At 33.9% G+C, this 19,055-nt stretch carries 19 protein-coding genes and 1 riboswitch; of the genes, 15 read left to right on the top strand and 4 right to left on the bottom strand.

What is annotated here, in order from left to right; all coding sequences use genetic code 11:
• Positions 1-6 precede the first annotated feature (6 nt).
• The 5 genes from BLT22_RS09225 (at position 7) to BLT22_RS09205 (ending at position 4,413) form a co-directional block, all read left to right on the top strand.
• The gene (locus BLT22_RS09225; protein ID WP_087056994.1) at positions 7-792 is read left to right on the top strand and encodes an SDR family oxidoreductase; all 786 of its coding nucleotides are present in this window, start codon (positions 7-9) and stop codon (positions 790-792) included.
• Between the two features lie 199 nt (positions 793-991).
• Positions 992-1,165: riboswitch (Lysine riboswitch) on the top strand.
• 111 nt (positions 1,166-1,276) lie between these two features.
• The gene (locus BLT22_RS09220; protein WP_091762730.1) at positions 1,277-3,004 is read left to right on the top strand and encodes a Na+/H+ antiporter NhaC family protein; all 1,728 of its coding nucleotides are present in this window, start codon (positions 1,277-1,279) and stop codon (positions 3,002-3,004) included.
• A gap of 155 nt (positions 3,005-3,159) precedes the next feature.
• Positions 3,160-3,681, top strand: a complete 522-nt coding sequence (locus BLT22_RS09215; protein ID WP_087056996.1) for an O-acetyl-ADP-ribose deacetylase — start codon at positions 3,160-3,162, stop codon at positions 3,679-3,681.
• Between the two features lie 12 nt (positions 3,682-3,693).
• Complete coding sequence (locus BLT22_RS09210) at positions 3,694-4,155, top strand: DUF305 domain-containing protein (RefSeq protein WP_087056997.1); 462 nt, start codon at positions 3,694-3,696, stop codon at positions 4,153-4,155.
• Between the two features lie 63 nt (positions 4,156-4,218).
• The gene (locus tag BLT22_RS09205) at positions 4,219-4,413 is read left to right on the top strand and encodes a YwbE family protein (protein WP_087056998.1); all 195 of its coding nucleotides are present in this window, start codon (positions 4,219-4,221) and stop codon (positions 4,411-4,413) included.
• Between the two features lie 66 nt (positions 4,414-4,479).
• Here BLT22_RS09205 and BLT22_RS09200 read toward each other — a convergent pair whose 3' ends face one another.
• Entirely contained in the window at positions 4,480-5,394 is a 915-nt protein-coding gene (locus tag BLT22_RS09200) for a DUF368 domain-containing protein (protein WP_087056999.1), read from the bottom strand.
• A 362-nt stretch (positions 5,395-5,756) separates the two neighbouring features.
• On the opposite strand from BLT22_RS09200, the gene BLT22_RS09195 reads away from it, so the two are divergent.
• From BLT22_RS09195 to BLT22_RS09180, 4 genes are all read left to right on the top strand, one after another.
• Positions 5,757-6,038, top strand: coding sequence for a DUF503 domain-containing protein (locus BLT22_RS09195; RefSeq protein ID WP_091762728.1), 282 nt, complete (start codon positions 5,757-5,759; stop codon positions 6,036-6,038).
• Positions 6,039-6,069: 31 nt separating this feature from the next.
• The gene (locus BLT22_RS09190; RefSeq protein ID WP_091762726.1) at positions 6,070-6,693 is read left to right on the top strand and encodes a hypothetical protein; all 624 of its coding nucleotides are present in this window, start codon (positions 6,070-6,072) and stop codon (positions 6,691-6,693) included.
• A gap of 35 nt (positions 6,694-6,728) precedes the next feature.
• Positions 6,729-7,610 (top strand): DegV family protein, encoded by an 882-nt coding sequence (locus tag BLT22_RS09185; RefSeq protein WP_091762724.1) that lies wholly within the window; start codon positions 6,729-6,731, stop codon positions 7,608-7,610.
• 154 nt (positions 7,611-7,764) lie between these two features.
• The gene (locus BLT22_RS09180; protein WP_091762722.1) at positions 7,765-9,018 is read left to right on the top strand and encodes a mechanosensitive ion channel; all 1,254 of its coding nucleotides are present in this window, start codon (positions 7,765-7,767) and stop codon (positions 9,016-9,018) included.
• Positions 9,019-9,111: 93 nt separating this feature from the next.
• Here BLT22_RS09180 and BLT22_RS09175 read toward each other — a convergent pair whose 3' ends face one another.
• Positions 9,112-10,440 (bottom strand): sodium-dependent transporter, encoded by a 1,329-nt coding sequence (locus BLT22_RS09175; RefSeq protein WP_091762720.1) that lies wholly within the window; start codon positions 10,438-10,440, stop codon positions 9,112-9,114.
• Between the two features lie 667 nt (positions 10,441-11,107).
• On the opposite strand from BLT22_RS09175, the gene BLT22_RS09170 reads away from it, so the two are divergent.
• Positions 11,108-11,371 carry a hypothetical protein gene (locus tag BLT22_RS09170; protein WP_087059855.1) on the top strand — a complete coding sequence of 88 codons (264 nt, stop codon included), beginning with the start codon at positions 11,108-11,110 and terminating at the stop codon, positions 11,369-11,371.
• Positions 11,372-11,534: 163 nt separating this feature from the next.
• Here the strand turns inward: BLT22_RS09170 and BLT22_RS09165 are convergent, their stop codons facing one another.
• Entirely contained in the window at positions 11,535-11,741 is a 207-nt protein-coding gene (locus tag BLT22_RS09165) for a hypothetical protein (RefSeq protein WP_087059851.1), read from the bottom strand.
• Between the two features lie 191 nt (positions 11,742-11,932).
• On the opposite strand from BLT22_RS09165, the gene BLT22_RS09160 reads away from it, so the two are divergent.
• From BLT22_RS09160 to BLT22_RS09140, 5 genes are all read left to right on the top strand, one after another.
• The gene (locus tag BLT22_RS09160) at positions 11,933-12,784 is read left to right on the top strand and encodes a metallophosphoesterase (RefSeq protein ID WP_091762719.1); all 852 of its coding nucleotides are present in this window, start codon (positions 11,933-11,935) and stop codon (positions 12,782-12,784) included.
• A gap of 19 nt (positions 12,785-12,803) precedes the next feature.
• Complete coding sequence (locus BLT22_RS09155) at positions 12,804-13,811, top strand: Gfo/Idh/MocA family protein (protein WP_091762717.1); 1,008 nt, start codon at positions 12,804-12,806, stop codon at positions 13,809-13,811.
• Between the two features lie 54 nt (positions 13,812-13,865).
• Entirely contained in the window at positions 13,866-14,198 is a 333-nt protein-coding gene (locus BLT22_RS09150) for a PTS sugar transporter subunit IIB (RefSeq protein ID WP_091762714.1), read from the top strand.
• A gap of 573 nt (positions 14,199-14,771) precedes the next feature.
• A complete protein-coding gene (locus BLT22_RS09145) occupies positions 14,772-16,532 on the top strand; it encodes an ABC transporter ATP-binding protein (RefSeq protein WP_091762712.1) in 1,761 nt (586 codons plus the stop codon).
• Positions 16,529-18,289 (top strand): ABC transporter ATP-binding protein, encoded by a 1,761-nt coding sequence (locus tag BLT22_RS09140; protein WP_087059842.1) that lies wholly within the window; start codon positions 16,529-16,531, stop codon positions 18,287-18,289. The genes BLT22_RS09145 and BLT22_RS09140 overlap by 4 nt, the downstream gene beginning before the upstream one ends.
• A 477-nt stretch (positions 18,290-18,766) precedes the next feature.
• Here BLT22_RS09140 and BLT22_RS09135 read toward each other — a convergent pair whose 3' ends face one another.
• Entirely contained in the window at positions 18,767-19,027 is a 261-nt protein-coding gene (locus BLT22_RS09135) for a hypothetical protein (protein WP_091762709.1), read from the bottom strand.
• Between the last annotated feature and the right edge of the window lie 28 nt (positions 19,028-19,055).

Genomic DNA, 19,055 nt, shown 5'->3' with positions numbered 1-19,055 from the left:
AAGACAATGGATTTGAATTTAACAGGCAAGACTGCTATCGTACTAGCTTCTAGTTCAGGATTAGGCAAAGCAATTGCATCAGAACTGGCTAAAGAAGGCGCCAATGTTATGTTGACGAGCAGAAGCAAAGATAAACTAGAAACAGCCAAAAATGAGATCTTGAAAACAGCTACTGGAAAAGTTGAGTATACTGTCGCAGATATATCAGATGCTGAAAGTATTAAGAATCTTGTTGAGGTTACTCGTTCAACCTTTGGTCCAATATCTATACTAGTTAATAATGCTGGTGGACCTCCATCTGGAACTTTTGAAGATTTTGATGATATAGCATGGCAAAAAGCTTTTGACCTTACACTAATGAGCTATATTCGTACTATAAGAGAAGTACTACCAGACTTAAAAGTCAATGGTGGGCACATTTTAAACAATGCTTCTTCATCTATTAAACAACCAATCGATGGATTAACGTTATCGAATGTTTTTAGAATGGGTATTTCTGGATTATCCAAAAGTCTATCTCAAGAATTAGCGACGGACAGAATCCTGGTGAATACGATAGGAGCTGGTAGAATTGAAACGGATCGTTTGCTTCAATTAGACTCTGCTAAGGCAAATAAGCAAGGAAAAACTCCTCAAGAAATTACAGAAGGCATGCTACAAAATATACCTTTTGGAAGATATGGCAAACCGGAAGAATTTGCTAAAGTAGCTGTTTTCTTAGTATCAGGGGCAAACACCTATTTAACAGGACAAAGCCTGTTGGTTGATGGTGGAATGGTTAAAGCGTTCTAACTGATTCTTGGTAATGAAATATAAATAATTATTATTAACAGCGGGCAATTATTTAACCAAATAAATGTCCGCTTTTTGTTTTTTTATAATGATTTCTGACTTTAGAGCTATTAATAAAATATAGTTCAAAATAGTAGAAGGACTAAACGCAACTTGCATTTTTTTTGGATTCCTTGTAAACTAATTTATAATAAATTGTAATAAAGATAGAGGCGCGAAGAATAAGAGTATGATTCAGGAGGGTGACCCCCGTTGATTGAGTCTGAAAGGGTTCTTTGCCGAAGTAGATAGAGGAAGTCGTTCTTTACCTGCTGGGGTTTCGTTTAATAAGCGGAGCACTGTCACGAAAAATTCGTGGAGCACTATCAAACTATATGCAACTTGCGAGCATTTAGGGTGATACTGCCTTAGGTGCTCTTTTTATATTTTGAAGCAAGTAGTGCGTTTTTATTACGAGATACCAAAAAATGATAGGAGACTAACAATGTTAAAAAAGCTTAGTTTGATTACTTTATTTACGGCACTTATATGTTTTATACCAGCCCCTGTCTATGCTGAAGAAATAGAAACTAGTTTAGCCGGTTCGATTGGATGGATGACTCTGATTCCGCCTATTATCGCAATTATTTTGGCTTTTATAACCAAGAATGTTATTTTATCACTCTTTGTGGGGATTTTTTCAGGTACAATTCTGATGCAGTTTTATTATGGAACAAATATATTATTGGCCATCGTTTATGGATTTACTGATATTGTAGACTACATTCTAGGCTCTCTAGCAGATCCATGGAATGCAGGTATTATTCTACAAGTTATGACGATTGGAGGATTAATTGCTTTAGTCACTAGTATGGGCGGAGCGCAAGCAGTAGCAGAAAGCCTAGCCAAAAGAGCGAAAGGTCCAGTGAGTGCGCAGCTGATTACTTGGGCACTTGGCATACTGATTTTCTTTGATGACTATGCAAACGCCTTGATTGTTGGTCCAATCATGCGTCCTGTAACAGATAAAATGAAAATTTCAAGAGAGAGATTAGCTTTTGTAATTGATGCTACAGCAGCACCAATTGCTGGAATCGCATTAGTTTCAACTTGGATCGGCTATGAGGTTGGACTCATCAATGATGCTTATCAGTCAATCGGACAGAATGTTAATGCATACGGAATCTTTCTACAGACGATCCCTTACCGCTTCTATAATATATTGATGTTGCTTTTTGTTGTGGTAACTTCTGTTACCTTGAGAGAGTTCGGACCAATGAAAAAAGCCCAGGAACGTGCGAGAGACACAGGAATGTTAATTGCTGAAAACTCTGAAGTAGAGGCTGATGAAGAAAAGCAAGAGGTGTTAAATGAAAAAAAAGCGACGATCTGGAACGCACTAATTCCAATTGGTAGCTTGATTGTGTTTAGTTTTGTCGGGTTTTATATGAATGGTAGAAGCGCAATCTTAACTGGAGATAACACGTTATTGGCACAAGAAATAGTCAATTCCCCATTATCTTTTGTAACGATAAGAGAAACCTTCGGTGCTTCAGATGCATCAGTCGTTTTATTCCAAGCTGCGTTAATATCTAGCATCATTGCTCTAATCATGGGTGTTTCACAAGACTTGTTCACCTTCAGTAAAGGAATAGATATTTGGATAAAGGGAATGAAAACATTGATGATAACAGGCGTAGTATTATTACTTGCCTGGTCCTTATCCACTGTAATGAATGAATTGGGTACAGCAGATTATCTTGTCTCTCTCTTAGGAGATGCCATGCCTCCGGTCTTGCTTCCTACAATTATCTTTATTCTTGGAGCAATTATCTCATTTTCTACAGGGACATCTTATGGAACAATGGGGATTTTAATGCCCTTAGCAATTCCATTAGCTTCAGCACTGGATCCTGGAAATTCAGAATTCGTAATTATGTCTGCTGGGGCAGTCCTAACAGGAGCAATATTTGGTGATCATAGCTCACCAATATCTGATACAACTATTTTATCTTCGATGGGAGCCGGGTCTAATCTAATCGATCACGTTAAAACACAACTGCCTTATGCTTTAGCAGTGGGAATAATCTCTATAGTATTTGGATATCTTCCTTCAGCAATGGGCTTGAATATTTGGATTATTTTACCCATTACATTCATAGCTATAATCGGAATGGTATTCTTGTTAGGTAAAAAAGTTGAAACAACACCAAATAAACTGAAAGAACAATAACCTTAAAACAGCCTATCATATTTTGAATTGACTCCCTTATATTAGCCTGAAATCTAATATAAGGGTCGGTTCATTTGACTAGGCTCTTTTATTTGCTCATTGCTTCTTAAGATTATACGATAGATACATAGATTTTCACAAAAGGGAGGGGTAGTATGAAAGAACAAATTAATATCTGGCAAGGAGATATTACACAATTAGAAGTGGATGCTATTGTTAATGCGGCTAATAAGTCTCTTTTAGGGGGTGGTGGCGTAGATGGAGCGATCCATCAAGCAGCTGGACCTGAACTTAAAGAAGCTTGCAGAAAACTGGGTGGGGCAGAAACCGGTGAAGCGAAGCTGACAAAAGGATATAATTTGCCTGCTGAATATATTATTCATACAGTGGGACCTGTGTATAGAGATGGGCAACATGGAGAAGATCAATTACTGGAGAATTGTTATCGGAACTCATTAGAAATTGCTGAAGAAAAACACATTAGCTCTATTGCTTTTCCAGCAATCAGTACAGGCATTTATCACTATCCAGCAGCAGAAGCTGCTCAAATTGCAATTCATACTATAATAGATTATTTAGCTGATAAAAAGCGGGATGTTAAGGTAACGCTCGTAGCGTTTGATGAGAGAACAGCAAAGTTGTATAAAGAAATAGTACAAAATAGTGATAAAATATAGGAGGAAGATAGAATGAAACAATATATTAAATTTGGACTTATGATTTTGACCTCAACAGTGATTATGTATATTTTGATGTTTTTAAATGTATTTGAATTCACTGATGTAAAGTTTAGCGAGACTAGAGTATACATGGCGATTATGATGGGTGCAGTTATGGCAGTCATTATGATACTGTTTATGTGGAAAATGTATAAAAATAAGAAAGTGAATAGTATGATTTTAGCTGCTTCTATTGTTGTTTTTGGTGTTTCACTCTGGTTAGTAAGAAGTCAAACAACTGTTGATGATACTTCTTATATGAAAGCGATGATTCCGCATCATTCTATTGCAATTCTAACGAGTGAACGTGCAAATATATCTGACCCTAGAGTTCGAGAGCTTGCAGATGGTATAATCAAAACACAGAAAGAAGAAATCCAATTAATGAATAACTTAATTGATGATTTGGAAAAGCAAGAGGATGAAGATTAAAACAATGCACAAAAAGAAAAGCACGTAGAACCAATTAAATAATTTGAGAGAGCAGGGAATAGAATGGATGGTAAGAAAAGAGCAAATATTGAAATAGGAGCTTTAGTGGATATCGTACTAAAAAAAGATCAAAGATCAGGTACATTAACTAGAGGACATGTTAAAAAGATATTGACAAATAGCCCACAACATCCCCATGGAATAAAAGTTATGCTGGAAGAACAAAATCAAGTTGGAAGAGTACAAGAAATTATTTAATAAAAAACTCTTACTGAATGAGGATAATCGGTTTTGAACCAATTCCTCATCACAGTAAGAGCTTTTTTAATCTTCTATTGCATCTGCTGTATCTTCAGTTCTACCTAAAGCAAATGTTAGAGCAAAACAGAGCATCCCTATTATGATGGATAATAAATAATACCAGATTGATCTACCAGATTGTAAGTCTGCAAGTGCAGTAGTATTCGTTAAAATAGCAATTGGCGAAGCAACAACTAAACCTAAAATACTTGCATACGTATAAGTTGGTTTATTCTGGAAAAAGTAATCAATGGCTTTACTAATGAGAACGATCCCTACCAGCATTCCAACGGCATAAGCAGCTAGTAAAGTACCGAAAGGAATTAAAGTATCCATATCAAAACTTGATAAGGCACCAGTAAATTGATTGATGGTATAGATGACTGCGTAGTAGAATCCTAAAATCAACATCAGTAAAGATCCGCTCACTCCAGGTACGACCATAGCAGCTGCAGAAGCAACACCAACTATAAATAAAGCTAGTACATTACCAAGACTAAGAGAAATTGATTGCGCACCATTTCCTCCTTTATCTGCAAAAGACATCCAAGCTACAATCCCAAAAAAGATCAAAAATAAAATTACGTGGATAAAGTTCAATGATTGTTTTTCTTGTAACTTGCTTTTCTGAAAAGAGTTCCAGAGAATAGGTAACCCACCGAGTATTAAACCTATAAATGCGATAGCAGTTGCTAAAGTATATTGATCTAGTAAGAGCTCAATAAAATATGAAAACCCAGCAATACCGATTAAAGCACCGATAGCTAAGGGTCCTAAGACTTTAGAACTTTGTTTAAATTCATTTTTTACATGTGTAACAGCATGTATAATGTCATCATAGATTCCAAAGGAAACAGCCATTGTCCCCCCAGATACACCAGGTATCACGTTTGTGATTCCAATGATCATTCCTTTAACTATCATCCAAATGTATTGCATAAAGATCTCCTTTAAATGTTTTTTTAATTTTCACTTTCCCTATTTTATCATAATAAAATGAAAAGAGTTTAAAAAAAATAAAATCTTTTATTTTGAACGTTGTAGAATGAATGAGAGGGGATTCAACTGTTATTTTATAGAATGATTAAATGATTGAAAGGTCAATCTATTTACTTTAATGCTAAAAATATTGAAGAGCATTCAAATTGTGAACAAAGTAGTCATCTGTTCAGTATAATCTGGACTTTTACCCTTTTTGAAAATTATGGTATGATTAATCAGTTAAAACAATTCCCTACTGGGCAAAAGAAGCTTTTATATATAGGAGTTTATTACTGATTGAATTTGAGGTGAAATGTTCAATGGTTTTGATAGGAATGGAGTTAACCATTATGATTTATGATGCCTATTCTCTAAAAGATAAGAGAAGCGTTGTTAAAAGTATTCTTCATAAGTTGAAAAATCAGTATAATGTAAGTGTAGCAGAAGTTGATGAAATGGATACATGGAATAAAGCAATTCTTGGAATTGGGATAGTAGGGAATAATAGAGTATTGTGTGAAAAGATACTACAGAAAGTCATTCAGTTTATTGAGAATAATTATGAAGTAGAAGTTACTGAAATCGATTGGCAAAAGTATTAAATAGTAAAATCATAAAAAAGGATGAAAAAAGTTGGAATCACAAGAGCGTTTTCCTATAATAAAAAAAGCAATCTCCACATCATTAGAAAAAAATCTGGCGAATTGCACAAAAAATCAGTTGATTTCTATATCAGAAAATCTGAATCTTTCTATAAAGAAAAGCTGGAAAAAAGAACAATTGGTTCAAAAATTATATGAAAATATTTACGAACAATTTCACCAATTCTACCAACCTGTTATAACAGATTTGCTGGATAAGTTTGGAGACCAAATAGAACAGGCCATTGCGTTTGAGAATCTGAAGCAACTGGAAGTTATTGCACCCTTAATTAAAAAAGGCTTTTTTTATGTTTACTTGCAAAAAGATCTTTATATTTTGGTGATTCCTGACGAAATTTGGCAAGGAAGAGAAGAAAGTGATCTAGAAATGCAAGAAGTGACGATTGATCTAAATAGTAACATGGATAATAACCAATTACTTAGTGCACAAAAAGAAGACAGTCTTTCTACTAAATATGATTCGCTAAAACAATGGAAAGAAACAGTTGTAAAAATATATGGAAAGGTTTATGCGGAACATTTAGCTGAAATCTGGAATCGATATAATGTAAATAAATTGACTCCAACTGAAATAGATCAGATTTTAAATAGTTAAAGTAAATGCACTGTTAAAAGAAAGTAGGGCAAAAAATGATAAAAGTAATTATTGATTCAGGAATTGATCAAAATGATTTTATGAAAAAGGAATATGACTATGAATTTTTACCCCTAAGTGTGATTATCAATGATAAAGATTACTTAGACCAAAAAGAAATATCTTTAAAACAAGTTCACGAGTATATGAGTCAAGGTATTCTTCCTAAAACTTCACAAATCTCTCCTCAGTCACTTCTGGATATTCTTAATGACTGTCGAAGCAGAAATGAAGATGTTCTCTACATTTCTATCTATAGTCAGTTTTCGGGTACTTTTCAAGTTGCCTATTCTCTAATCAACGAATACAAAACGAATCATCCTGATATGAAAGTCGAAGTAGTCGATTCATTAGGAGGCTCAGGCGGAGGAGCCTTACTGGCTATCCAGGCTATGGAAATGGTGAAACATGGCTTACCATTTGAAACCATTGTAGAGCAAACCAGAAAAAATGCGCAGCATATAAAATATCATTTCACATTAAATAATTTAAATTGGTTAGTAAAGGGTGGAAGAGTATCTAAAGTGGCGGGTGCTGCTGGTACTGCACTTAACATCAAACCTTATCTTACAGTAGATGATACAGGGATCATTGTTAAGAAACTTGTCCGCGGGCAGGAACGTATTTATAAGAAAATTATTCAAGATGTTAAGGAAGGTGTAGGCACGTTTGATGATCAGCTTGTTACAATCAGTCATGTAAATGATATAGAATCAGCAGAGAAACTTGAAAACATGGTGAAAACAGCTTTACCTCATGTAACCACTCAAATTTTAGATTTAGGAGCCCTTTTGGCGGCTCACTTAGGCATCGGAGGAGTCGGCGTCTTCTATTTTGATGAAAAACCTGATCACTACATGTATATAAAAGAAACCTAAATAGTTATTTCTTGAATTCAATAAGACTCAAGATGTATAGGCTAGTCAACTTAATAGTAGTTGGCTAGCCTTATTTAATGCGTATTGTTTGTATGCATAGTACTCTCTCTATATACTGAATAAGTAGTTAAATACAAAAAAGGAGAGATATTACATGGATAATGCAGGAAATACGGTTCAAAATGGGTTTAATTCATTTTTGGATTACTTGCCACAATTATTATTAGGTATAGTTCTTATCATAGTTGCTTGGATAGTCGCAACATTAGTAGCCAAGGCAGTCTCAAAGGGATTAAAAGCAATAGGGATTGGAAAATATTTCCAGAAATGGGGCGCTACCAACACTGAAGAGCAGTCACATGCTTTAATTGATACATTAAGTAAAGTAGCTTATTATCTGGTGTGGGTATTGTTTTTACCTGGCATTTTTTCTACCTTTGGATTAGATTCTATCGGACAGCCGATTATGAATATGATCGATACAGTGCTGGCATTCATTCCCAATATCATTGCAGCAGGAATTGTTCTGGTATTAGGTTTGTTTGCTGCTAAACTTGTTAAGAATTTAGTCTATAACGTTGCAGTAGCAGCGAATATAGATAAACATTTAGCTAAGCTCACAGGTGGAGAAACAACTGATGCAGAAGTGAAGAAAAATAAAGGTACATTAGCTTCAGTACTAGCAAATATTGTTTATTTCTTAATTGTTATTCCAATTATACTAGTCGCACTTGAAGTGTTGAATATTAATTCAATTGCTGATCCAATCAGCTCAGTATTGAATACAATCTTATCAGCAATTCCAAATATCTTAGTAGCAGTTGTTTTATTGATTGTAGGTTTTGCGATTGCTAAGTTTGCTGGAATGATTCTAACGGATCTGCTGAAAAGTGCTGGATTAAATAAATACTCCTCTTATTTGAAAAAATCAAGTAACATGAACTTGGATTTATCTAAAATTGCTGGACAGACAGTTGCAGTATTGATTGGTTTGTTCTTCCTAGTAGAAGCATTAAATGCTTTAAACCTAGAAATGTTAAATTCTATTCTAAGCGTAGTGATTGGATATCTTCCAAACGTTTTATTCGCCGCAATTATTATAGGATTAGGATTTGTTGGTGGACAAATGTTGTCATCTGCTATTAAAAGCACAACGGGTAGTATGTTAGCAGGAATGTTGATCAAATATATCTTGATTGTCTTTTCCATTTTCATGGCATTAGATCAGTTGAACTTTGCTTCAGCTATCGTTCAAGCAGCTTTCATCTGTATCATTGGTGGATTAGCTGTTGCCTTTGCTTTATCATTTGGTCTTGGTGGACGAGAGTTTGCTAAGAAACAATTATCACGTTTAGATAGTAAAATCGATGAAGAAGCAAGCAAATCAAATACAAAAGAAATTGACTAAGTAAAATCAATTAACCCCATTAATCATTGTAAAAAAATAACTAACCCTTCCTTATAAATTTATAAGGAAGGGTTAGTTTAATTATAATGAGTTTTACCAGTTTAACATACCAAATACCAGAATAACTAAAATAGCTAAAGGTGCAATAAACTTAGCAAAGAATAGAAATACTGGAGCCCAGGCTACACCTTTAAGATCTGTGTGTTCTAATAACTCGTCGGATTTCCAAGACCATGTTCCATAAATAGCAATAATTAATCCACCAAGTGGTAGTAATAAGCTACCTGAAAATTTATCCATAAAGTCCAAGAATGAATCTCCAAACACATTAATAGTGACAGCACCTTGACTTAGAGAGGAAGGAATACCTACTAAGAAAATGACAAATCCTATACCAAGCGTAGCTAACTTACGGGATACTCCTAGTCTTCGAATAAGGTAAGCAACGACTACTTCTAATAATGAAATAGCTGATGAAAGAGCCGCTAATGCTAATAGAATAAAGAAAGCAACTCCAACTACTAGACCAATGCCGCTAATTCCTTCAAAAATTGTCGGTAATACAACAAATACCAGTCCAGCCCCTTGAGTAGGATCTAAATCAAAGGCGAATAAAGCAGGGAAAACAACTAATCCAGCAATAATAGCAAAAAGAGTATCAAGAATTATAATATAAGCCGCTGATGAGGTTAGCTTGTCTTTAGGACTTAAATAACTACCATATGTCAGCATAATACCCATTCCCAGACTTAGTGTAAAGAATGCTTGACCAACTGCCGCAAAGTATACACTTGGATTAGTAAAGGCAGACCAGTCAGGATGAAACATAAAAGTTAAGGCTTCGCTAGCGCCGCCTAAAGTTAAACTGTAACCTGCTAAGACGATCAATAAAATACTTAAAATGGGCATCATCCATTTAGAAGACGTTTCAATACCTTTTTGAACGCCTAACATAACGATAGCAACGGTAATCCCCATAAACAGGAACTGCCAGCCAATAGGTTCAATAGTAGTACCTACAAATTCTGTAAAGTATGTCTCCGTATTACCCGAAATACCTCCGGTCAAGTAAGAGAAAATATATTTCAGTGACCATCCACCAATAACTCCATAAAATGAAAGAATAACAAAGGCAGCTAGGACACCCATTCCGCCAGCGACTACCCAAAAAGATTTAGGCGCTAGTTTTTTGAAGGCATCAATAGCGTCTGTTTGTGCTCTTCGTCCGATTGCAAATTCAATCATCATAACGGGAAAGCCTATTAATATAACACTTAATAAATAAATAATCAGAAAAGTAGAACCGCCTCCTTCTCCCATGGCATAAGAAAACCGCCAGATATTACCAAGTCCTACGGCAGACCCCATAGCTGCTAATATAAATCCCCAGCGAGATCCCCAGTGCTCTCGTTCTTTACTCATATAAAAACTCCTTTATCCAAATTAAATCAGATTAACTAAATTTTATGCTTAATAGAATATTGAATATTATAAAATAATGGCAAGCAATTAAACTGATTTCTAATTAGTCTACGTTAAAGTATGAGAGATTTCAATCTAATTATCTAAATATTTAATAACTGTTTATAATTTTAATGTGTATACGCTTTACTTATGAAAAATTTCTCTAATACTTTATAAAAATTAAGTTGCTTTCTCCAGGAGCCTTTTGAAAATAAAGAAGATAGATTCTTGTATACAATAGGTATCCAAAACATCCAGTAGAAATCAGTCATATAAAGGAGTCCGTTAATTATAATTAATTGTAAATATTTTTGGTTTGTCAAAATTACAGAAATTAAATAAGTGGTATTTATATTAAAAGAATTAATCGGAATAAAAGTAAAAATGATAAGAACCAAAATAGTAAAATAAAGGCAGAAAAAATACTAATATAGTTCAAAATGTACAGTGTTTTCAACAATTTAGTGACGATTGATTAATAATGCAAATAAAGTCGAAAAAAAGACACAGACATTTTGAAATGAGTAAGGTATAATTTTTTTATCGTGGAAGTATTAGCTTTCTTACAGATTAAAAATATACAAAATTACAAACATATACCAAAGCAAAAGATTGGAATGAAGATATGCAAATCAAACATAAAAAATTTATCTATGTTATTGAAACAGAGACCGAATCTAAAGAATTGTGTATCGAGGATGATGAAGTTATTGAAAATGCGGATGGAGAATTTGATATTCCTCTAGATTCAGTACTAAGCAAACATCAAATGGATTTGGAAGATTTATTTAAAATGAAAGTGGCAACTGTTTCGTTAGTGGAACAAGGATGCTCAGATCGAAAGTTGATTAGAAGTATTTCTTTTGAAAATTTAAGACTCAATAAATAGGGAATGATTTAAGTTACAGAAAGTGTCTTAAAGGAGGCTCTTTCTATAGCTTTAATTATAAAATTAAAAAAATATGAAAATGAAAAATTATAGATAATAAGTCTATTCATTTAGAATATGCTAAAAATCAGACGTCATCTTAGAAGAGATGACGTCTGATTTTTTATTCTGAATCATTATAATTTTTCTTTTCTTTTTCTAACTGATCTACGTTATCTACATTAAATTTTTCGAAGTCTTCTGGTTTTGTTTCTTCTTCATCTGGATTTTGCTGTTTCGGATCAACAGTATCTGAATCATTTATCTTGATATGATCAGGATTAACAATCGGATGAGGTCCATTTGGAATAGAATCATTTGGATTTGGCACTTAAAACGCTCCTTTCTTCATAACTATAGCTTACTATATTTACTAGAATCTTTAAAATAAAAACGCTTACCATAGGCTTTTGTGGTACAATAACTAAAACATTAATATTTAGGAGTGCTGTCGATGTGTCTGTTTTATCTAATAATGGTTAGTGTGGTAAACTGACGATAGCAGCATAGGAGGAAAGAACGATGGAATGGTTGTTTGTCATTATTATATTGATCGTAGGGCTACTGGTTTATCTATATCTTCAAAATTATTACTTGGAAGTGAACGATTATACAGTAACGATCCCTAAGTTACATAAAAATATAAAAGGAAAAAAGATTCTTCAATTATCAGATACACATCTTAAACCGCGATACAATAAAGGATATATTGAAAATATCATTCAAAAAGTTAAAGATATAAATCCAGATTTAATCGTTATAACGGGAGATCTAGTACAAGCTGGCTTACCTGACTTAACAGATGTGCCAATTCGGAAATTATGTAATGGACTAAGCGCCATTGCACCGACTTACATGGTAACAGGAAATCATGATATACAGACAGCTAAATTTGAAGATTTAACCTATGTGCTGGATACTACTAAAGTAAAGTTACTACTTGATGAAGCAGAATGGATAACGTTTAATGAGAATGAAGGAGGAATTGTCCTGATGGGATTAGCAGAACGACCTGCTGGCGAAGATAGTCCCAAACCTAGATTGAAATATATAGAATTAACTTCTGAAATGAGCAATCAACCTAAAATACTACTTGCTCATCGTCCTGAGTTTTTCAAAGAATATTTGGATGATAAAACAAAAGCACCCGACTTAATTTTATCTGGGCATACTCATGCAGGACAAATGAGAATTCCTTTTATCGGAGGAGCAATAGCTCCCGGTCAAGGATTATTTCCCAAATATGATTATGGAATTTTTTCAGGTGAAGAAGATCAGTCAAAAAGAATGATTATTACTAGAGGAATCGGGAATTCAAGCTTTCCCTTTAGAATTAATAACAGACCAGAATTAGTAGTGATTACACTAAATTAATAGAAAAGAGTGGATTTAAATGACTAAATTACAATTAGGCGTTATCGGAACAAGCAATATAAGTAATGTATTTGTTCAAGCAGCATTGGAAACGGAACAATATGAATTAAGAGCTGTCTACTCAAGAACATTAAATAAGGCAGAATCATTTGGAGAACCTTATCATTCAAAAGAAGCTATTGATGATTTTGCTGCATTCGTTAGTCACGAAGCGATAGATGTGATTTATATTGCATCTCCAAACAGCTTGCATTATGAACAATCTATCCAAGCATTAAAAAACGGTAAACACGTTATTGTAGAAAAACCAGCCTTCACCAATCCAGACCAATGGGAAGAAGCAAGTAAAATTGCTGAAGAAAAGGGTCTTGTACTAGTAGAAGCGGCTAGACATATTCATGAAGATAATTTTAAAAAAGTTAAAGAAGAGATCAGTCAACTAAATGAAATCCAAGGAGCTACCTTGACTTATATGAAGTATTCCTCTAGATATGATCTTGTATTAGAGGGGCAAGAGCCTAATATCTTCTCTCCTAAGTTTGCTGGTGGTGCTTTAATGGACCTAGGGATTTATACACTTTATGCTGCTGTCAGCTGGTTTGGCGAACCTGAAGAAGCGCATTATTTCGCTCAAAAAGTTCGCACAGGCGTAGATGGAAAAGGGACTGCAGTCCTTCGTTATAATGACTTTGATGTGACTTTGTTGTTTGGGAAAATAGCCACATCTAGTTTACCAACTGAAATTTATAGCCTGGAGAAAACATTACGCTTAAATGCAGTAGTTGGAATCGAAAAATTAGAAGAAATCAATGCAAAAAACTCAACAGTTAAAGAAGTAGCCATTCACCCTGCAGCAGAAAATACATTATATGAAGAAGCCAGAGTATTTGCAGAAGTAATCAATCACTTAGAAGAGCCTGAAGCGAAAGAAAAGTTAGCTGAATGGACTGCTCTTGCTAAAGCAGTTAACCGTACACTTTATAAATTAAGAAAAAGTGCAGATCTTTCTTTCAATGATGGATATTAATAGGTAAATAAAAAGTATAGCAGCAAGTCGATAGCTAAAAAGGGGAGATGAGTGATGTCAAGGAAACATATACTATTAATATGTGCAACGGGCATGAGTACGAATATGCTGGTATCCAAGATGAGAAAAGCAGCAGAAAAACATAAGCTTGAAGTGAATATCACAGCAGTTTCTGCTAATGATGCAGACGCTCGATTAATTTCTGAGGAAATAGATATAATCCTTTTAGGTCCTCAAGTTCGCTATATGAAATCTAAATTCCTGAAAAAAGTTGAAGAAAAGCAAATTGAAGTTCATGTTATCGAAACAAAAGACTATGGTATGATGAATGCAGATAAAATACTTTTAGAAGTTTTAAATGGGACAGAACAAAATACTGATGAATAGTTTAAATCAAACGAACCTCTACTGTTTTATTCAAACAGTAGGAATTCGTTTGATTTTCTTTTTTATATTATAACTAGTTCTAAAAAAGGACAAATTTAACTTTTTAAAAAAAGTTTAAGGTAAAGCTTGTATTTATATTTAATATTGTGTATAGTAAATTTTGTTAAGTAATTTAATTTCTTTTTGCTTTCATAAAAGCATTTAGAAACGTTATATATTACATAGAAAAGGAGGGGCTACATTATGAATAATTTAATAATCGCTCAAGAGCAGAACAGTCTAATGTTATTATACGTTAATATTGTACGACCCGATACCTCCTTTTTCCAAGTAGAATGGTAGATTAGTTTTTTGTAGTAACGATTGTCAGTGTGCAATTGTATGTGCTCAAAAGACAACACATAGTTGCCACAGTCTATTTCTCGTTAAGAGGGTAGTCTGTGGCTTTTTTATGTGTATTTGCGGATTTAAGAATGTAAATGCTTTGTAGCGCACACAATAATTCAAGCTGTCAAAAGAATAAAGAAAATTAACTACTTTTTATTATTGAAAAAGGAAAGAAAGGATAAATTTATGTTTGATGTTATAAAAAAATTAAAGTTTTTCTTTAAAGAAAATGCATTACAATACACTTTATCATTTATAGGACTTGGCTTAGGAAATCTTTGTGCAGTACTTATTCCATTTATTGTAGGGATGATGATAGATGATATTGTGAATGGAATAATGAATACGCAAAGGTTACAATTTTACGTTATCGCATTTTCAGTTCTCATTATTTTGACTTATTTGCTGGACTTTTCATGGGTTTATGGATTGTTCTCAGGTGCTTATAAGCTTCAAAAACAAATGCGCAGTAAAATGATGCGCCATCTGCTTCGAATGCGGGCTCCTTACTTTGAACGATTCAGAACAGGGGATCTAATGACTCGGGGAACGCAGGATATTCGTGCATTAGCAGAAACAGCGGGGTATGGAATGGAAGTTTTAATGACTTCTACTGTTTATCTTGGTGTACTGGTAACGATGATGGGGATTACTGTAAACTGGGCATTAACAATAGCAACGATCTTGCCTTTATTACCAATGATCTATGTGTTTAGAAAAAAAGGTGCTGAAATAGACGAACGTTACGAAACAGCTCAAAAATCTTTTTCTAAAGTTAATGAAGATGTTCTCGAAATGGTAGATGGTACTAGAGTTATTCGAGCATATGTCAAGGAAGAAGATTTTATTGAAAAATTCAAAAAGCAAACAGAAGATCTTTACCATAAAAATAATCTAGTGTCTAAAACTGGAGCAATATTTGGACCGACTGTTAAGTTTTTTGAAGGATTTAGTGTGGTAGTAGCGCTAAGTTACGGTAGTTTTTTAGTTGCTTCTGGGACTTTAACTGTAGGAAATATGATAGCTTTTCAACTATATCTTGGGATGACGATCTGGCCAATTATTGCAATCTCTGAATTGATTTTAATCCTCAGACAAGGGAGCGCATCCATGCGCCGTGTGGAAGAAATTATGAATGCAACGGATGGACTTAATCTTGATGGGCAAGAAGATATTACTGAAGTGAAAGACATTAAATTCAACCAATTCAATTTTAGATATGGATCTAGCGAATCAATAAATCTGGAAAATTTGGAACTGGATCTAGAAAAAGGGAAATTATTAGGAATTGTAGGTAAAACAGGGTCTGGTAAAACGACCCTTATACGTCAATTATTAAACCAATATCCAATTGGCACAGGATCGTTTGATATGGGCGAATATGCTTATCAACAGTACCAAGATCCCGCACTCAGAAGAATGATTGGATATGTGCCTCAAGATCATGTTTTATTCAGTAGAAGTGTACGAGAGAATATAGCATTTGGGAAAAAAGAGGCTACGGATGAGGAAATTATGACAAGTATCCGAAATGCATCTTTTGAAGATGATTTGAAAAAGATGGAGCGGGGTTTAGATACGTTGATTGGCGAGAAAGGTATGTCAATCTCAGGTGGTCAGAAACAAAGGATTTCGATTGCACGTGCTTTAATCAAAGACCCGCAGATTTTGATCCTAGATGATTCACTATCAGCAGTAGATGCAAAAACAGAACAGAATATTATCAAAAATATTCAGAAAGTTCGAAAAAATAAAACGACCATTATCACTACACATAGACTATCAGCAGTGAAACAAGCTGATGAAATTATTGTAATGGATAATGGAAAAATCATAGAACGCGGAACACATGATGAATTAATCAAGCAAAAAGGCTGGTATTATGAACAGTTTCTGCGTCAAGAAATTAAGTCAAACGAAGCGAATGAGGAAGGAGAGGTGAGATAATGAGAACAGTAAAAAGACTCCTCTCATATATGAAATATTTCAAATGGCAGTTTGGAATGGGGATTGCCTTATTATTATTTTCAACAGTGACTGACCTAGGTGCGCCAATCATTGCCCAGAGAATTATTGATAATGTGATAACCCCTGCTGCTGCAACTGGAGTAGCGTTTGGAGATACTCTAATGCAATTAATTGTTATTTATGCTTTACTGATGATTTCTACTGCAGCCTTTCGTTATTTAAGTCAAATTACCCGAATGAAAGCTGCTAATGGATCAGTAAAAATTATACGGGATCAAGTATATGAAAAAGTTCAAAAACTTCCTGTGGAGTATTTTGATAACTTACCCGCAGGAAAAGTAGTTGCTAGAATTACTAACGATACGGAGTCATTACGTCAACAGTTTTATGTGAATGCAATTGGGCAGATATTAATGAATGTAATGTATGTAATAGGGACGTTTATAGCCATTATGCTATTTAATCAAATTTTAGGATTAATACTACTAGTCTTAATCCCAATTATGTATTTCTGGAGCAAATTTTATACTAAATTTGCCGGGGTCTATAATCGGAGAGAACGAGATTTAAACTCTGATATAAATGCAAAATTCAATGAATCAATCCAAGGAATGGCAATTATTCAAGCTTTTGAACAAGAAGAAAAAATGGATAAAGAATTCTCTAAAATCAATGATGAGTGGTACGATGTCATGAAAAAATATGTGATTTTAGATGCCAGTTCTCAATTTACAGTAGCTGACTTTTTAAGAAGAATTACATTATTGATTTTGATGGTTTACTTTAGCACACAATATATTAACGGAACGTTGGGCATATCTGTTGGGATGCTCTATCTATTTAGTGACTACATTACTCGACTTTATGAGCCAATTAAAGGAACTATACAGCAAATGACTTTTGTGCAACAGGCTATTGCTGCTGGAGATAGAGTTTTTGAACTGATTGATCAAGAATCGGAAGAAAATGCTGTAGACAAAATGACAGTTACAAATGGACAAGTTAAGTTTTCAAATGTAGGATTTGGTTATACAGAAGAGAAAAAAGTGCTTAAAGATATTCAGTTTACGGCTGAACCTGGACAAACAGTAGCGCTAGTTGGACACACTGGTTCGGGGAAAAGTTCGATTATGAACTTGCTGTTTCGCTTTTATGATCCGCAAGAAGGAATAATTGAAATTGATGGACAAAACACGAAACTGTATTCAAGGCAATCTGTACGAGAACAAATGGGAATTGTGTTGCAAGATCCATTTTTATTCACTGGAACCATATTGTCAAACATTACATTGGATAATCCAAAGATATCTAGAGAAACTGCTATGAAAGCTTTAAAAGATGTCGGTGGAGAAGATATGTTAAGTAAATTTGAAAAAGGGTTAGATGAACCAGTAGTAGAAAAAGGAAATACACTGAGTTCGGGGCAACGTCAATTGATTTCTTTTGCAAGAGCTTTAGCTTTTAATCCTAAAATCTTGATTCTAGATGAAGCGACCAGTTCGATCGATACAGAAACAGAAGATATTATTCAACATGCAATGCAGGTCTTAAAAGAAGGAAGAACAACCTTTATTATTGCTCATCGATTATCGACAATTCAACATGCTGATCAAATCCTTGTCTTAGACCAAGGAGAGATTGTAGAAGAAGGAGATCATATGAGCTTGTTGGCACAAGCAGGTGCTTATGCTGAAATGTACCAAATGCAGAAAAAAGGTCAGAAAATGGATGCTTAAGAAAAGTAGAGACAGAAGTTTAGGAAGGCATAGTCAATTAAAACTAAGTAAAATAAATTACCGTCAAATCAAGGAAAGCAAACCTTGATTTGACGGTGTTTTATTTTTTAAATATTTTTGTGGCGTTTTCTTTTTGTTAGTTACTGTTATCCAGCGATACTTTTAGTAGTCTATTGTCGCCTTTAATCTTGGGAGTATGAATCTTTTTATTTTTTTATGCATTTCATTAATATCGTCTCCAACACTAAAACAATATATAGACATCTTTAGAACTAGGCAGAAGCTTTTAATATTCGGAACAGAAGATTGATAGGTTAGCTCATCCCTTAGATATTCCTTTATAAATAGTTATTTAGCGTAGAATTTTCAAAAATTTTAATCTAATAAAAAAGAATCTGCTTTACTAAGAACAGTATTTCTATCAATCCACTTATTTAAAATAGAGTGGTACAAGTATGCTCAGGTAAGTTGTGTTCATTATAATTCACTCATCAGCTTTTCTAATTTAGATAATCTAAAATCAGAAGTTTGTTCGTAAGCATTTATGATATCTAACTCATTTTTGGTTAATTCAATAAGATCTTTTTTTTTGGCATTTTTATATAAGAGGTTAATTAAAAATTTATGCTTAAAAGAAAGGTTTTTAATATCTAATTTTCCTGACAAATAATATTGTATTTTGCAAGAATAAAATCCATAAGAGTGCAGGAAATTTATCCATAACTTTGCAGTTCCCATTTAGTTAATTTCTTAATTGAGACAAAGC

The organism is Marinilactibacillus psychrotolerans (assembly GCF_900101525.1).
Classification (GTDB): Bacteria; Bacillota; Bacilli; order Lactobacillales; family Carnobacteriaceae_A; genus Marinilactibacillus; species Marinilactibacillus psychrotolerans.
The sequence above is the reverse complement of the archived record's forward strand: the minus strand, read 5'-3'. Positions and strand labels throughout refer to the sequence as shown.

Coding starts and splice junctions, on each gene's coding strand:
- BLT22_RS09155 (WP_091762717.1), top strand. CDS start 12,804: ATGACTAAATTACAATTAGGCGTTATCGGAACAAGCAATATAAGTAAT.
- BLT22_RS09210 (WP_087056997.1), top strand. CDS start 3,694: ATGAAACAATATATTAAATTTGGACTTATGATTTTGACCTCAACAGTG.
- BLT22_RS09185 (WP_091762724.1), top strand. CDS start 6,729: ATGATAAAAGTAATTATTGATTCAGGAATTGATCAAAATGATTTTATG.
- BLT22_RS09180 (WP_091762722.1), top strand. CDS start 7,765: ATGGATAATGCAGGAAATACGGTTCAAAATGGGTTTAATTCATTTTTG.
- BLT22_RS09170 (WP_087059855.1), top strand. CDS start 11,108: ATGCAAATCAAACATAAAAAATTTATCTATGTTATTGAAACAGAGACC.
- BLT22_RS09175 (WP_091762720.1), bottom strand. CDS start 10,440: ATGAGTAAAGAACGAGAGCACTGGGGATCTCGCTGGGGATTTATATTA.
- BLT22_RS09145 (WP_091762712.1), top strand. CDS start 14,772: ATGTTTGATGTTATAAAAAAATTAAAGTTTTTCTTTAAAGAAAATGCA.
- BLT22_RS09205 (WP_087056998.1), top strand. CDS start 4,219: ATGGATGGTAAGAAAAGAGCAAATATTGAAATAGGAGCTTTAGTGGAT.
- BLT22_RS09150 (WP_091762714.1), top strand. CDS start 13,866: ATGTCAAGGAAACATATACTATTAATATGTGCAACGGGCATGAGTACG.
- BLT22_RS09195 (WP_091762728.1), top strand. CDS start 5,757: ATGGTTTTGATAGGAATGGAGTTAACCATTATGATTTATGATGCCTAT.
- BLT22_RS09225 (WP_087056994.1), top strand. CDS start 7: ATGGATTTGAATTTAACAGGCAAGACTGCTATCGTACTAGCTTCTAGT.
- BLT22_RS09200 (WP_087056999.1), bottom strand. CDS start 5,394: ATGCAATACATTTGGATGATAGTTAAAGGAATGATCATTGGAATCACA.
- BLT22_RS09215 (WP_087056996.1), top strand. CDS start 3,160: ATGAAAGAACAAATTAATATCTGGCAAGGAGATATTACACAATTAGAA.
- BLT22_RS09135 (WP_091762709.1), bottom strand. CDS start 19,027: ATGGGAACTGCAAAGTTATGGATAAATTTCCTGCACTCTTATGGATTT.
- BLT22_RS09160 (WP_091762719.1), top strand. CDS start 11,933: ATGGAATGGTTGTTTGTCATTATTATATTGATCGTAGGGCTACTGGTT.
- BLT22_RS09220 (WP_091762730.1), top strand. CDS start 1,277: ATGTTAAAAAAGCTTAGTTTGATTACTTTATTTACGGCACTTATATGT.